The organism is Paenibacillus sp. FSL K6-2859, from assembly GCF_038008265.1.
GTDB lineage: Bacteria > Bacillota > Bacilli > Paenibacillales > Paenibacillaceae > Paenibacillus_AQ > Paenibacillus_AQ nitricinens.
This window is the reverse complement of record NZ_JBBOYU010000001.1, coordinates 3,183,635-3,197,549: the sequence shown is the minus strand read 5'-3', so window position 1 is coordinate 3,197,549 and position 13,915 is coordinate 3,183,635. Positions and strand designations below refer to the sequence as shown.

At 41.5% G+C, this 13,915-nt stretch carries 16 protein-coding genes; 5 read left to right on the top strand and 11 right to left on the bottom strand.

Annotation, left to right across the window (positions count from 1 at the left end; genetic code table 11):
• Both MHB64_RS14210 and MHB64_RS14205 read right to left on the bottom strand, forming a co-directional pair.
• Window positions 1-762 carry a sugar phosphate isomerase/epimerase family protein gene (locus tag MHB64_RS14210; RefSeq protein WP_094876088.1) on the bottom strand — a complete coding sequence of 254 codons (762 nt, stop codon included), beginning with the start codon at window positions 760-762 and terminating at the stop codon, window positions 1-3.
• Between the two features lie 24 nt (window positions 763-786).
• On the bottom strand, window positions 787-1,950 hold the full coding sequence (locus MHB64_RS14205) for a Gfo/Idh/MocA family protein (protein WP_341134658.1): 1,164 nt from the start codon (window positions 1,948-1,950) through the stop codon (window positions 787-789).
• Window positions 1,951-2,108: 158 nt separating this feature from the next.
• Here MHB64_RS14205 and MHB64_RS14200 point away from each other — a divergent pair, with 158 nt between their 5' ends.
• The 4 genes from MHB64_RS14200 (at window position 2,109) to MHB64_RS14185 (ending at window position 5,257) form a co-directional block, all read left to right on the top strand.
• Window positions 2,109-2,942 carry a helix-turn-helix domain-containing protein gene (locus MHB64_RS14200; protein WP_094869841.1) on the top strand — a complete coding sequence of 278 codons (834 nt, stop codon included), beginning with the start codon at window positions 2,109-2,111 and terminating at the stop codon, window positions 2,940-2,942.
• Between the two features lie 79 nt (window positions 2,943-3,021).
• Complete coding sequence (locus MHB64_RS14195) at window positions 3,022-3,453, top strand: GNAT family N-acetyltransferase (protein WP_280786074.1); 432 nt, start codon at window positions 3,022-3,024, stop codon at window positions 3,451-3,453.
• Window positions 3,454-3,484: 31 nt separating this feature from the next.
• The gene (locus MHB64_RS14190) at window positions 3,485-4,375 is read left to right on the top strand and encodes a LysR family transcriptional regulator (RefSeq protein WP_341134657.1); all 891 of its coding nucleotides are present in this window, start codon (window positions 3,485-3,487) and stop codon (window positions 4,373-4,375) included.
• A gap of 291 nt (window positions 4,376-4,666) precedes the next feature.
• Entirely contained in the window at window positions 4,667-5,257 is a 591-nt protein-coding gene (locus MHB64_RS14185; RefSeq protein ID WP_341134656.1) for an asparaginase domain-containing protein, read from the top strand.
• A 65-nt stretch (window positions 5,258-5,322) separates the two neighbouring features.
• Here MHB64_RS14185 and MHB64_RS14180 read toward each other — a convergent pair whose 3' ends face one another.
• The 4 genes from MHB64_RS14180 to MHB64_RS14165 form a co-directional block, all read right to left on the bottom strand.
• Window positions 5,323-6,015, bottom strand: a complete 693-nt coding sequence (locus MHB64_RS14180) for an ABC transporter ATP-binding protein (RefSeq protein ID WP_094869838.1) — start codon at window positions 6,013-6,015, stop codon at window positions 5,323-5,325.
• Complete coding sequence (locus tag MHB64_RS14175; RefSeq protein ID WP_341134655.1) at window positions 6,012-7,076, bottom strand: ABC transporter permease; 1,065 nt, start codon at window positions 7,074-7,076, stop codon at window positions 6,012-6,014. Before MHB64_RS14175 ends, MHB64_RS14180 begins: the two co-directional genes overlap by 4 nt.
• Window positions 7,077-7,199: 123 nt before the next feature.
• Window positions 7,200-8,576 (bottom strand): sensor histidine kinase, encoded by a 1,377-nt coding sequence (locus MHB64_RS14170; protein WP_341134654.1) that lies wholly within the window; start codon window positions 8,574-8,576, stop codon window positions 7,200-7,202.
• Window positions 8,573-9,250: a response regulator transcription factor gene (locus MHB64_RS14165; protein WP_094876081.1), complete on the bottom strand. Its 678-nt coding sequence runs from the start codon at window positions 9,248-9,250 to the stop codon at window positions 8,573-8,575. The genes MHB64_RS14170 and MHB64_RS14165 overlap by 4 nt, the downstream gene beginning before the upstream one ends.
• Before the next feature lie 139 nt (window positions 9,251-9,389).
• Between MHB64_RS14165 and MHB64_RS14160 the strand changes: the two genes are divergently transcribed.
• The gene (locus MHB64_RS14160) at window positions 9,390-9,863 is read left to right on the top strand and encodes a ferritin-like domain-containing protein (RefSeq protein ID WP_341134653.1); all 474 of its coding nucleotides are present in this window, start codon (window positions 9,390-9,392) and stop codon (window positions 9,861-9,863) included.
• A gap of 22 nt (window positions 9,864-9,885) precedes the next feature.
• Here the strand turns inward: MHB64_RS14160 and MHB64_RS14155 are convergent, their stop codons facing one another.
• The 5 genes from MHB64_RS14155 to MHB64_RS14135 form a co-directional block, all read right to left on the bottom strand.
• A complete protein-coding gene (locus MHB64_RS14155; RefSeq protein ID WP_341134652.1) occupies window positions 9,886-10,476 on the bottom strand; it encodes an NmrA family NAD(P)-binding protein in 591 nt (196 codons plus the stop codon).
• A gap of 28 nt (window positions 10,477-10,504) precedes the next feature.
• Window positions 10,505-10,927 (bottom strand): MarR family winged helix-turn-helix transcriptional regulator, encoded by a 423-nt coding sequence (locus MHB64_RS14150; protein ID WP_341134651.1) that lies wholly within the window; start codon window positions 10,925-10,927, stop codon window positions 10,505-10,507.
• A 169-nt stretch (window positions 10,928-11,096) separates the two neighbouring features.
• On the bottom strand, window positions 11,097-12,290 hold the full coding sequence (locus tag MHB64_RS14145) for a metallophosphoesterase (protein WP_094869831.1): 1,194 nt from the start codon (window positions 12,288-12,290) through the stop codon (window positions 11,097-11,099).
• 187 nt (window positions 12,291-12,477) lie between these two features.
• On the bottom strand, window positions 12,478-12,888 hold the full coding sequence (locus MHB64_RS14140; protein ID WP_094869830.1) for a bacteriohemerythrin: 411 nt from the start codon (window positions 12,886-12,888) through the stop codon (window positions 12,478-12,480).
• Window positions 12,889-13,030: 142 nt separating this feature from the next.
• The gene (locus MHB64_RS14135; RefSeq protein WP_094869829.1) at window positions 13,031-13,900 is read right to left on the bottom strand and encodes a cation diffusion facilitator family transporter; all 870 of its coding nucleotides are present in this window, start codon (window positions 13,898-13,900) and stop codon (window positions 13,031-13,033) included.
• Window positions 13,901-13,915: the final 15 nt, after the last annotated feature.

The following is a 13,915-nucleotide window of genomic DNA, read 5'->3' as shown; positions in this document are numbered from 1 at the left end:
CTATAATAGGCTAATAAGATAGCGCAGACTCACCTCTAAGCTCTCAAAAGGATCACGTCTACAAACATCCTGCTCCACAACGTACCATTCAACACCCGTCTCACGACAAGTAGTAATGATTTCTGCATAGTTCATGTTTCCTTCGCCTATTTCAGCAAAAACCTGTTTCCTATCAACTATCGCCATATCCTTTAAATGCACGACTTGCATTCTGCCTTTAACTTTACGTATCCATTCCACCGGGCTCGCACCACCAGCCTGCAACCAATATAGATCAAGTATGAAACCAACTGCAGGATCAGTCTCATTAAGCAGTACTTCCATTCCAGTAAAACCTTCAAAGCATTCAAATTCAAAATCATGGTTATGATAAACAAATTGCAGATCATGTTGTTCTTTTAGAGTTATTGCAATTTCAGATATCAATTTCGCGAATTCCCGGTAGCTTTCAAGCCCCGTACGAAATTCTTCCGGTAAACTTCCAAGTCCAATATATTTGCAATTCCACAGCTTATGCTCTGCGGCTAGCGCATCCAGATCATTCAATAATCGATCCCAGGACACATGGGTCGCACATATCGTCAGCCCTGATTCATCCGCATATTGTTTAACAAGCTTCGGATCGATTGGTCCAATTGCTGAAATCTGAATGCTCTCATAACCCATTGCCGATACCTTTTGAAAAGTTGATCTTAAATCCTCCGCAGTTTGAGTATAGTCACGTAACGTGTACATTTGAGCCGCAATCGTCGAACGTTTCATAGGATTTAACCTCTCTCCTTCGATTTAATGAGTTCCTTTAACATTCAATGTTTTAGTTTCTGAGGCTTCCTTTTGGAAAGTCGAATTTTTTACTTTGTCCATCAGCTTTTCGTAGAATAAATCCGAATCCATCGGAAGCTCCACCCAATTGTCCGTCCAAGCCGATAAATACATGGCATTTGAAAGGGTAAGCCCCTTAATCCCTTCCTCCCCGGGAGCAAGTAAAACCTCATCATGCAAAATGGCATTCGTAAAGTTCCGTAGAATCCCTTTATGCTGCTCCCCTCCGCCATCTTGTACAGGTATCTCACATTTCCAACATTCCGGACTACCGAAACCTCCCGTAAACTCTGCGTTGAACTGCGGCTCCGGTGTACGTAAACGCCAAAAGGTTAGCTTCCCGCCCTCCACTACGATTTTCCCATTATCGCCATTGATTTCAAAACGATTAGTTCCCGGTGCCTCTCCAGTTGTAGTAATAAACAGACCTGTAGCGCCATTCTCGTATTCCACATAAGCGGTTACATCATCTTCAACCTCAATGTTGCGATATTTTCCCAAGTGGCAAAATGCTCTTATCCGCTTCGGCATCATGCCTGTCGTCCATTGCCATAAATCTAGCTGATGAGGATCTTGATTAAGCAATACCCCGCCACCTTCACCCGCCCATGTCGCCCGCCAGCCACCAGAGTTATAGTAGTTCTGCGATCTATACCAGTCGGTAATAATCCAATTCGTCCGGCGAATCTCACCTAACTCACCAGACTGAATAAGATCTCTCAGCTTCTGATACAAAGGATTCGTACGCTGATTGTACATGATTCCAAATTTGCGGTCAGACTGTGCTGCAGCATCGTTCATCTGTTGAACAGCTTTCGTATAAACACCTGCAGGCTTCTCCACTAGTACATGATAACCATACTGAAAAGCTTCGATTGCAAGTGTAGGGTGATCATAATGCGGAGTACAGATTAATACCGCATCCATGATACGTGACTCGAATAATTCCTTCGGCGTAGAATATTTCCTAACATTCTCAGGTAATTGCTCTTCAGCCCATTTCAAACGTTCTTCTCTTATATCACATACGGCTGTAAGCTCAGCCCCCTTAATCTCACTCAGAAGACTTTGCGCATGTGCGGTTCCCATATTTCCAATACCAATAATCCCATAACGAACTGTACCCATCTCTGATCACTTCCTTATTAATGGTTATGGTTAGAGGATATACTTTATTTAAGGACATGAACATGATCGAAATTAAGAACTATTTGTATTTAAGTAAGATGTTTTAGTTAAATGAAACCGTTATAATGAGGATATAAAAGCTTTAAAGGAGTTAAATGATGAACAATTCAGGGAACTTATCAGGACGTCTCCTGCAGAATCTCAAGGTTACTGTGACCCATGCTCAACTTAGTAATAGATATCCCGGATGGAACCGCACGCTGGAAACCCCCGCTTTTAATCGGCTATATTTTATTGATGGGGGTGAGGGGAAAGTAATTATAAACGGGATTACCTACTATCCGAAGCCAGGACAGCTAATGATCATGCCTGCGGGGAGCACACAAACTACCGAAACTTCTATCGATGATCCATATATCCGTTATTACTGCCACTTTGATGCTGACATTGGAGAATGGCCTTTATTCCATGCGGAGAAAAAATTATACATCTGTGATTCGCCTAATCCAGATTCAATAAGGGCAATTTTCGTGGAGATGATCGAACAATTTCAAAAGGACGATATCTTATCTATCCTTCGCACTCAGGCTTGTTTGCTTAATCTCATTGCCACTTGTCTTGAATCAAGCGACAGTAGTCATACAGACTTTATGACGCAATTCATACACACCGGAGACCATGGGAAGCTGGCTCATGTGCTCCATTACATCGATAAATGTCTAAATAAGTCCATAGAGATTGATGAACTAGCAGAACTTGTCCACCTGCACCCGAACTATTTTATACCTTATTTCAAAAGATTCATGGGGGTGACTCCTATGGCCTATGTTCAATTGAAACGTATGGAGCACGCCAAAAGACAGCTTTCTTACACAGATTACAGCATTTCAGATATTGCGGAACAGGTCGGCATGGAATTGGCTCATTTCTCTAAATATTTCAAAAAGGCGATGGGTCTCTCCCCATCCGCTTATCGAAATAGTACGAAGTAATTTACATAGAGATGTTCCTCTGAATGAGATGAACTATAATAAAAAAACAGCATGAAACAACATTATATTAAGGTGGCGGATGATCATACATATTAGGACGGCTTCATTTAGCGACACACAAGATATTGCAAAACTATCCAGTGAGCTCGGATATCCTTTAAATATCGAACAGCTAGCAGATAGACTTCAAGATATCAGAAATCGTAAAGATCATGCTATTTATGTAGCTGAGTCGGATAGCCAATTAATCGGATGGATTCACGCCAATGTGCGAATGTTAATTGAATCTCCACCCTTTGTTGAAATTTGTGGTTTGGTGGTCGATGGGCAGTATCGTGGAGAAGGGATCGGCAGACAACTTGTTGAAACCTGTGAACGCTGGGCAGCACAAATTGGAGTGAACAAATTAAGAGTGCGTACCAACCAGACTAGAGAAGATGCGGTACGTTTCTATACACGTATTGGATTTTCGCAGAAGAAAGCTCAGTTCGTGCTTGATAAGGAATTTTAAATACATTCGGGACTTTTAGTGAGGGAATTCTATGATTGTGGATACATTACGGGTTTTCGTTACAGTTGCTGAGCAAAGTCATTTTTCTAAAGCAGGAGAATTACTGAATCTATCTCAACCCGGTGTCAGTCTACATATCCGGAATCTTGAGAATGAACTAGGCGCAAAGCTTCTACACCGATCTCCGAAACAAGTAAAATTAACCGAAGCAGGTACAATACTTTATAATCACGCCAAACAAATATTGGCCCACTTCGAAGAAGCTCATCAGGAAATACAAATGCTTCAGGATGAGGTTACTGGCAGTATACATATTGGTGCCAGCTTTACGATTGGTGAGTATATATTACCCTCAAGACTTGCGGAATTCGCAAATCAATACCCACAAGTCAAGCTTCAGGTGACGATAGGTAATACTGAAGAAATTATTGGTGGGGTTAGAGCCAATGAATTGGATATTGGGTTTATCGAAGGAGAAGCCCATGAAAATGATCTGATCGTCACTCCTTACATGAAGGACGAGATGATTATCGTCTCCCCTGCCAACCATCCTTTGTCCAAAATAGTCTCTGTGGAACATGGAATGCTACAAAATCAGGTTTGGGTTCTGCGTGAGCTCGGCTCTGGAACGCGTGCATTCAGTGATCATTTCATTCAAAAAGAAGAGATTTCTGTCAAAAGATCCTATGTCTTCAACAGTAGTCAAGGGGTTAAGGAAGCCGTTGCCTCTGGTTTGGGAATCGCGATGCTCTCCAGATGGATTGTGCGCAAAGAATTAGCAAGTGGTGAAATCTATGAGCTCCCCATCAGACATCATCATCTTGAAAGACAATTCTCGATTATTCGCCATAAAGAAAGCTCCTCCTCCATGGCTACCCATGTCTTTATTCAAAAACTACTTGTCTCTAGGAAAGATAAGTAATCAAGTAAATCTTATAACTATGCCGGTCAATCACCTAAGGATTGTCCGGCATTTTGTAATTTATTCGATTCATTACCTCTCTAATGATAATGTTATAAATTATAACATATACTATTATATTTTATTAGAAAATAATAGTATATAATAGCATACGTAAGTAAATATTAGATATCTTTTATCATGAGTATATTTAAGCGCTTTATTTATATGCCAGTAAACTTTACATTATAATACATTTATAGACATATTCCAAACATTAATCGCCTTTGTGTCACTTAAATTAACATAATCGTGAAGTTACATGCTCAGGCCAATCTATTTAACGCTATTAAACTAGCAGCTAGTGGAAAGACGAAGTATTACGGTACTGTGCTCATGCTAAATGATGAGATTCATACGGCTAGAGAGGTTACCAAGACGAATGCCTATCATACAGACACTTTTGAATCTCCACAATTAGGAATCCTCGGATATATCGATGAGAATAATATAAGCATTTATCGGGCGAATTCCAGAGCACTATTGACCGCTGACAAATGGGCAACGCCATTCGATCTAACGAAGATTAAGAGCAGCGATATGCCTAAGGTAGAAATTGCTTATGCTTATTCAGGCACAGGGGCTGGCGGCGTATCTAAAACTATGGGAGAAGCTCGTTCGAAAGCTATTAAGGAAAATGGAGTGATCTTCGTGTCTACCACGCATACGGGTTCCGGATCCAACTATGCTTCAAGTGACGGTATCATTGCCGGAGATAATCTGAACGCAGCTCATGCCCGGATTCTATTAGAACTGGCACTGTCATTCAGCAGTGATTTCAACACGATTAAAGGCTGGTTTGACACCTATGGCTCAGGTCAAGTCACCATAGCTGACAAATAAGAACACACCCTTGTTCACACAAAAAAAAACGATTCATGCCATAAATAGCATGAATCGTTTTTTCACTAATTTTTGCTTAACTCATGTTCAACCAAATGTCCATCTTCCAGATGTAGCACTCGATCACACCATTCGAGCATCCGTTCATCATGAGTGACCATTACGGCAGCTTTACCCTCATTCTTTACTTCGTCAGCAATCATTTGCACAACTTCTCTACCTCGTTTGAAATCTAAGCTTGCTGTTGGTTCATCTGCAAACAAGATTGCAGGTTTATTCATCCAAGCTCTTGCGATAGCTACACGTTGCTTCTCTCCGCCTGATAGTTGCTCAGGATAATGGTTTCGACGTTTCCAGATATCCAGACGCTTCATCAAATCAGCTGCCCGTTCCTTAGCTTCTTTAGAACTCATCTTCCCCTGTTTAGCTACAAAGAGAAGCTGCTCTTCTACCTTCAAGTAAGGCAATAGCTGTGCGCTTTGGAACATAAAGCCTATTTTTTCTAATCGTAGCTCTGTCAGCTCACTTTTACTTTTATCTGTAAGTGATTCTCCGTCTATGAAAATTTCACCACTGGTTGGCGTAAGAAGCGCACCCGCCGCTGATAGGAACGTACTCTTCCCTGTTCCAGATGGTCCAAGGACAGCAACGAATTCTCCTTCATTGACTATAAGATTCAAATTGTTCAGAACAGATACTGTTGTATCGCCGTCTCCGTAGGTCTTGGTTACTTGCTTCATCAATAATTTTGCACTCATGCTCCAGCCCTCCCAATTGCTTCTAATGCATCTACTTTTGCCACTTTAGCGACAGAAATAAGTGATCCTAAAAGAGACATCCCCACGAACAAGCCGCTGGTTAATAGAATCGTAGAAGGTTCCAGTTGGAACGGCATAGTGTCTGGTAGTACCTGATTCATTCCAAAGGTTAGCAGCAAGCTAATACTAAGACTTGCAATGGCCAAAATCATAACTTGCCCTACTACGCTCCAAGCCAAGTAAGACATTTTTGTACCCATGGCTTTCAGAATGCCAAACTGGCTTGTTTTCTGAATTGTAATGACATAGAAGAACACAGCCAGAACAAACCCAGCGATTACGAACAGAAAGGCAATCATCATAAGCAGGGAACCTTGTTCTGATGAATAACCCGGAATATTAGAGATCGCTACTTTTTGTGTAATAACTTCCACATTTTTTGAACTAGCAGAGATCTTATCCACTTGCCCTGCGTTTGCATTGAGCGCAATGACATTAAAAGGCACTCCTGATGTAGCCTCACTACCTTGATTAACGCCTTGTCTCATTTCCTGCCAATCTTTATTGTTAATATAGACTACTGGGGTATGGCTGTATGAGCTATTCTCAACATATCCTGTAACTTTAAATTCCTTCCCGGTTGCCTGATCTTGGATCGTACTGCCAATCTTAATACCCGACTGTTCCAAGTCATGATCAACGATGACACTTCCCTGCATATCATTCGTAATCTTGTCACCTTCAATCACTTTTGGAGCCAGTAAACCGTTCATATCGACTGCGAAAAAAGTCACATCTGCTTTAGCATCTGCATCGTTCGTAGTCACTGTACTCATCTGTAGAGCGAGTGAAGAAGCGTTATTATCTCCTACTACTGCTCGAACACTACCCAGCTCCGTATCCGTTAACTGAGAACGTCTAAACGTCTGATCCGCATCCTTCTGCACCACATAATAGTTCGCCGGCATATTCTCTATTGCTGAGATATTAGCATACGCTAATCCTCTGGCCAGGCCCGTTACGAAAAGCACAAGAAAGGAAACCAATAACATGATTACCATTATTAACAGGTATCTGGCTTTAGAATGTCGCATTTCCCTTAAGGCTAGAAACATATTACCACTCCTTCTAATCTGTATAGTCACAGTTTAGAAGATGAAAATGAACGGAGTATGAATAACGAGTTACAAAAGCGGAAGAGTTACAGTAAAGGTCGTACCTTTGCCAATTGTACTGGATACCTCTATGGTTCCGTTATGTGTCTCTACAATTTTTTGCGTAATCGCTAGTCCAAGACCGCTACTATGCGTTTCTCGTGTACGTGCCCGGTCGACTTTATAAAAACGGTCAAAGATGAGCGGTAAATCTTCTGCAGGAATGCCTTCCCCAGTATCCGAAAAGGTTACTACACAATTCCCTTCGTCTAGCTTTGCGGAAATCATAATGGACCCCTCAGCAGGTGTATATTTGATAGCATTAGTAATGAGGTTCATCCACACCTGATACAATAGATTAGAATCACCATGTACGCTAATGTCCGTAAGAATTAAACGAACCGCTAATTGCTTCTCTGTTAATCTCCACTCCATGATTTGTACAACCTGCCGCAGCTGTGCACGCAAATCTATAGGTTTCTTCTGCAGGGAATCCGGATCATAATCGATGGAAGATAACGTTAGCAGCTGTTTACTAAGCATCGATAGACGATGGCTTTCTTGATCAATGATATTGAGGTACTCTATCCGTTCATCCTCTGGTAATGTAGGATCTTTAAGGGTTTGGGCAAATCCTTGAATAGAAGTTAATGGCGATTCGATTTCATGCGATACATTCGCAACAAACTCTTGACGGGCACGATTGGTCCGTTCCAGCTCACGACTCATAATCATAAAGTGTGAGGCTAACTGGCCAATCTCATCCCGGCGCCACGTATTTAATTTAATATCATATCTGCCTTTTGAAATCCGTTTAGTCGCCGTTGTCAAACGAGTGATGGGTCTGACCACATGCAGTACGCTGATCATGACGAATCCTAGACTGAATAACACGGTAAAACCGATGATGACAGCAAAAAACACGCGCAGTTCACCGAACTGAACCTCTGCATCCGGCCGCATGAATAATGCAAATGTCTCATGATTGACTTCAATAGGAACACCTATCGTATTGCGTAATTGATTATCAAAAAAACCTGTAATAAATGCGCTGTCAGGAAACTCAGCAACACCGTGATACACTTGTCCATTCAGGACCTTCTCTAATTGTTGCGGATCTAAATCCTCTTTCCGAAATGGCTTGCCGTAAAACCGGGATTGACCTTCTGCATCAGTTATATAGATCTTATATCCCAGTACAGCTACACTTCGCAGGTAATCCTCCACAGATTCCGGGTGAGATTCTGCAAACTGCTGGATTTCAATGGCCATCCCCGTAAGCTTCGCATCGTTCTGCGATTTAATCTGAGCTTGGTAATAAATATTAGACACCAAGAAGCCAAGAAGGCTGCTCACCACAATGGCCGAGCAAAAGAGAATGCACATTCTCACATACAAAGACTTCACGAGCTCACCATCTCCAATTTATATCCAATTCCCCGTACCGTCCGAATCACAAAGTCATTCTGATAATCCACAAATCGTTGACGCAATCGCTTGATATGTACATCCACCGTGCGTTCATCACCTTCATAATCCATTCCCCATACTAGCTCAATCAACTCACTGCGTGAATACAGTCTTCCAGGATATTGGGCCAGTTGTGCGAGCAGTTCAAACTCCTTTACCGGTAACAAAAGTACTTCATCACCATCAGTGATCTCATAATTTTTACGATCGATAACAAGTGAATTCAAGCGAATCCGATCATCTGAAGCGATGGAATAACGCCGAAATAAAGCTTTGATCCGAAACAACAATTCTTCCGGCTCAAAAGGTTTCGTTACATAATCATCTGTCCCCCGCAAATAGCCTTGTTCTTTATCACTTAGCTGTTGACGGGCTGTTAACAAAATGATCGGTATATCATACGTTTCTCTTATATGCTGGCATAGCTCTAACCCATCTACGTATGGCATCATCACATCCACAATGGCTAAATCCGCAATGCTTTCTTTCAGTTTATGTATCGCGTCCCGGCCATCGCTGGCCTCCATTACTTGATAACCTTCTCTGGTCAATACATGCTTTAATAATGTACGAATATTACTATCATCATCTGCTACTAAAATCTTTTTCATCGTTTACACTCCCTGAATAACGGATGAACCCATAGTATCAACTTTAAAGGGTTAGAACAACTAAAGAACCGAAAGAGACCATTTTGGGCCATTGTACATATACTACTCTAACACTAACTTAACAGGAGGTTATTAAGAAATGTATTGGATACCCTTTTCTCAGAACAGATCTGAATTCAAACCTATATGGTCAACCTCTCTTCCACAAGCATTAAATTTAATTCAAGAAGCTGTGCAAGGTGAACGAAATGATGAGCTTTTCTATGATGAAATTATCCAACTAGCCCCGAACGCCGAGCAAGCCTCCATTATCACCTCCATACGAGATGACGAACGGGGGCACAACTTCATGTTCCGGGGGATGTTCAAAGAAATTACCGGGCAAGATATCACAGGGATTAGTAGTGAGCAATATCAACGGATCAGTTCCTATGAAGAAGGATTAGAAAAAGCACTCCAAGGTGAACTGGCTGCAGTCGAAAAGTATCGCAAAATATGGTTTGGTCTACCTATTGGAATATATCGCGATACTGTATTTGGGATTATATTAGATGAATTAAAACATGCCAGTAAATATAATTATTTACTTACTTTAGATCGAACCACTATATAGTAGAATTAGTCAGGATCATTATTTAAACCTGAAGAAAAGTGAAAAGACTTTCCTTCAAAGGGGTAACAGGCCGTCCCATTAGTCTCTCCATATCTTTTGAAGTAGAAGCTGTATCTATTTTCCCGAGGAATGAATAAATCCAGTGCTGAATGCTTGAATCCTGCCGATGAACGATTCTTTTTCCTGTCAGCTCAGATAATACCTCCGCAAGTTCGCTGAAGTCCCAAGAGCGCGGTGCGGTTAATTCATAAATTTGATTAAGATGACCTGTAATAGTAAGCACGACCGCCGTAGCTAAAGCGAGAGCCTTTCGTGTCACCGAATTAAATAACCAGTTCCCCGGATAGGTGATTAACTCACCGCTTTGGATCGCCTCTTTCAGACCTAGTACATCCACAAAATCCATATACAAAGCGTTGCGTAGAAACGTATAGTCAATACCTGATTTAAGAATCATCTGCTCTGTAAGTAAGTGAACATGACTAGTTGGAATTTGTCCTTTAGGTGGAAATGCGAAGCTTGTATACAGCAAATGCTTCACCCCTGCCTTTAACGCTGCATGAACAACCTCAGTATGTTGATTTAATCTGACGTTATCATCGGGATGTTTCATGTTTTCGAGACCACAACATTATTTATATCTAGCCATTGCTAAGCTTTTCTAATAAAACGATGAGTTGCCGAAGCTCTTCTTCATCCAGACCCTGCATACGTTCAGCGACCGCTTGACGATTTCCGGGAAGATGCTCCAAAAGTAATCGTTGTCCTTCACCCGTAATTGTAATAACGCTTTTTCTACCATCCTGAGTATGGTTCGAGCGGGTAATCCAACCATCTTTCTCTAGGGGTATCAGCAACAGACTAATATTAGCTTTGGTAACCCCGATATTGTGAGCCAATGTAGAAGGTAAAATCGTTCCGCCCTGTTTAGATATTTCTACTAGGATACGAATTCTTGCACCATTTAATCCTTTCGACTGCCAATATTTATCAGAGACAGAAACTAAGCTTGCAGTAGTATCAACTAAAGTGAAAAATGCCTGAGTATGTAGCGGCTGATTCAATACCAACGGTTGTAAATGATCCATCTTTGATTTTCAACTCCAATTTAGTTAAGTGCTTAACTATTTTAAACCATACTACAAGCTCTACTAATTGTAAAAAAAAAGAAACTGCCACATCTCGCAGAAAATTTCTACGGATAAGGCAGTCTCAGATCAATTATGTTTTCTGTTAGATTAACACCGTTTTTGTAGACACGGCTTCTTCACTGTATTGTTTAGTTCCTTCTAATACCACTTCAAGCTTGATGATCTCCGAACGGCTGGCTAGACGGATTGGAGGTCCCCAGGTCCCATATCCAGAGGAAACAACGACATGCAACTTATCTTTGCGGAGGTAACCCCAGTCCAGTTCGAACAACCGCTTGGTGATCCAGTGATTAGGAGCAATCTGTCCACGGTGCGTATGCCCTGAGAGCAGAATATCTACTCCTTCCTGGGCAGCGACATCAAATCCGGTAGGCTGATGATCCATCATGATCACAGGACGTGTCAGATCAAGGCCATTCAATAAGGAGTTAACGCTCAATCTGCCACCGGCTTCCATCGTCTCGGCAGTCTTATCTTTTCGACCTACAATATACGTTCCCGCCACTTCTTCAACTTCATCCTGTAGAACTTTAATGCCTATGCTTCTCATTAAATCTGTATATTCCTTAATTGAACCACCGTAATATTCGTGATTGCCCAGTACCGCGTAGACACCATGACGTGCTTTTAGTTGTTTCAGCTGTTCACTCATACGATTGCGAATAAAAGGCTCAATACTATCGTCAAGTACATCCCCAGCCAGCAATATCACATCAGGCTTCATAGCATTCATCTGGGCAACCATTTTTTTGAGATGCCGATTGCCGACGATATTCCCTAAATGTAGATCGGATGCAACCGCGATGGTAAGTGGTGTACTAGTTCCGATGGATTTATCAATGGGAATAGGATGTGTACGAACTACTGTACTCCAAGCGTTGATCGAACCCCAGACTAGAAAAACAACCAATAATATTAGCAATGTACCACCCGCTTCTGAGATGTAGCGCGTTCGATCGACACCCATCCAGCCCAGCAGCACATATAACAGATCAGCTAATGGCAACATGATAATAGCAAATTCCATGCAAGCTAGATAATACGACCCAATCACTTTGAAGAATCTGGCTAACGGCTTCACTATTGTAGGCCACGGTATCATTCCAATGACATACGCAAAGGCAACAAGCAGGAACAATGTCCAGAACAGAACAGCGGAAGCACCTGAGAACCATTCATGGACAAGCAGCCAACCGTGATACCCAATGTAAAAATTTACAAGGCCCAGAATAAGCAGCATAGCAAACCCTGAAGCTAACATTCGTAATGTTTTCATCGTTCCACTCCCCTTTACCATACTAACTCTATACGTCTTATCTCAAATCATAACACAAACCGTTAACCCAGTATAAATTACGGTGCTGTCTTCGGAAAACGTATCAAATAACATACCACAATTCTTTATCACATTCCCCGTCAAAAAAAAGAAAATGCCCGTCGGCATCTTCGTTGGTGGTAATCAGTTAGACAGCTCGATCACGGGTGGCCATACACTCACCAATTAGCTTATCGCATTTATTAATGTGATTCAGAAGCCAGTCGGTTAACGTACGGTTAAGCTTAATCGTTGAGAGAACGGAGACTCCCTTAGTTTTGATCGTTTCTTCTAATTCAAGAACGGCTTTTACAAAATCGGCATGCGTCTTACGATGTTCCGCCAATTCAGGAAAATCAATCTCTTCCATCAATTGCTCTTCATTGCTAAAATGCTCGATGGTATATTCCTTCAAGAATTTCAGCGTTTCTTCGATCTTCTCTTTCCCTTGCTGCTTGCTGCATGCATCAAAAAATTCGTTCAATTTCGCCAGCAACTGTCTGTGCTGACAGTCTATTTTCTCTACACCGATATCATAAGAATCCTTCCATTCAATCACAAAATCACCATTCCGTTCCCTAAAATTTAAATATTGATAAATACAATTAATTCTCCACCTTTCCGCATAAAAGATCTATTAATAACATCACAAGGAAAATCCCATATCCATCCAAAGGAAAGTCACACTTTATTGGCCGTTTCTACTTCATTACAGGTTCTATGTGGACAAGCACATTTGAAACTTGGTGCCGGTCTTTCAATTGTTCTTCGATTTCTTCCGTAATATCATGGCTCTGCACCACACTAAGCTCGGAATCTACTAATACAGTTGTATCTACTAGCACGTTATTCCCGTGGATGCGAGCTTTGATATCTTTTATAGATTGCACACCTTCAATTTCAGCGACGGTTTCTTTCATGAGTTCAAGCTCTTCGGCATCAAAACCATCCGTTAAGTCATGTGTAGCTTTACTAAAGATATCCCATGCCGTCTTACAGATAATCAGGCCAACAATAATCGCTGTAAGCGGATCAAGCCATGGAATTCCAAATCCAGAAGCTACAATCCCGACAAAAGCACCTATGCTAACTAAAGCATCTGATCGATTATCTAGTGCTACAGCTCGCATAGCGTTACTATTAATAGAACGGGCCAGTCTAATGTTATACATATACACGCCCATCATTATCACAGCACAAAAAACTGCCGTCCAGGCTGCTATAAGATCTGGACTTTCCAGTTCGGGTTGAATAAATTTGTTCACACCCTGGTACAGCACTTGAAGTCCTACCACAATCATAATGAATGAAGCAATTAAGGATGCTACGGTCTCTGCTCTAAAATGCCCATAGCTATGATTGGAATCCGGCGGTCTCCTGGAGATCTTAAGCCCGATTAGTATGGCGATAGAAGCGATAATATCCGTACTGTTGTTCAGTCCATCTGCAAGTAGCGCTTGAGATCCCGCGACCGTACCAATAAACAGTTTTATGGCGGATAGGAATATGTAGGTAACTATGCTTAGCCATGCTCCTTTTTCACCTTGTTTGATGTCGTTGTAATTTTCCAAAAAAAAGAACCCCCA

Excerpts from the sequence above, each read along its gene's own strand:
- MHB64_RS14155 (WP_341134652.1), bottom strand. The coding sequence starts at position 10,476 with ATGAAACATCCCGATGATAACGTCAGATTAAATCAACATACTGAGGTT.
- MHB64_RS14175 (WP_341134655.1), bottom strand. The coding sequence starts at position 7,076 with ATGGTAATCATGTTATTGGTTTCCTTTCTTGTGCTTTTCGTAACGGGC.
- MHB64_RS14210 (WP_094876088.1), bottom strand. The coding sequence starts at position 762 with ATGAAACGTTCGACGATTGCGGCTCAAATGTACACGTTACGTGACTAT.
- MHB64_RS14165 (WP_094876081.1), bottom strand. The coding sequence starts at position 9,250 with ATGAAAAAGATTTTAGTAGCAGATGATGATAGTAATATTCGTACATTA.
- MHB64_RS14180 (WP_094869838.1), bottom strand. The coding sequence starts at position 6,015 with ATGAGTGCAAAATTATTGATGAAGCAAGTAACCAAGACCTACGGAGAC.
- MHB64_RS14190 (WP_341134657.1), top strand. The coding sequence starts at position 3,485 with ATGATTGTGGATACATTACGGGTTTTCGTTACAGTTGCTGAGCAAAGT.
- MHB64_RS14200 (WP_094869841.1), top strand. The coding sequence starts at position 2,109 with ATGAACAATTCAGGGAACTTATCAGGACGTCTCCTGCAGAATCTCAAG.
- MHB64_RS14195 (WP_280786074.1), top strand. The coding sequence starts at position 3,022 with ATGATCATACATATTAGGACGGCTTCATTTAGCGACACACAAGATATT.
- MHB64_RS14160 (WP_341134653.1), top strand. The coding sequence starts at position 9,390 with ATGTATTGGATACCCTTTTCTCAGAACAGATCTGAATTCAAACCTATA.
- MHB64_RS14145 (WP_094869831.1), bottom strand. The coding sequence starts at position 12,290 with ATGAAAACATTACGAATGTTAGCTTCAGGGTTTGCTATGCTGCTTATT.
- MHB64_RS14205 (WP_341134658.1), bottom strand. The coding sequence starts at position 1,950 with ATGGGTACAGTTCGTTATGGGATTATTGGTATTGGAAATATGGGAACC.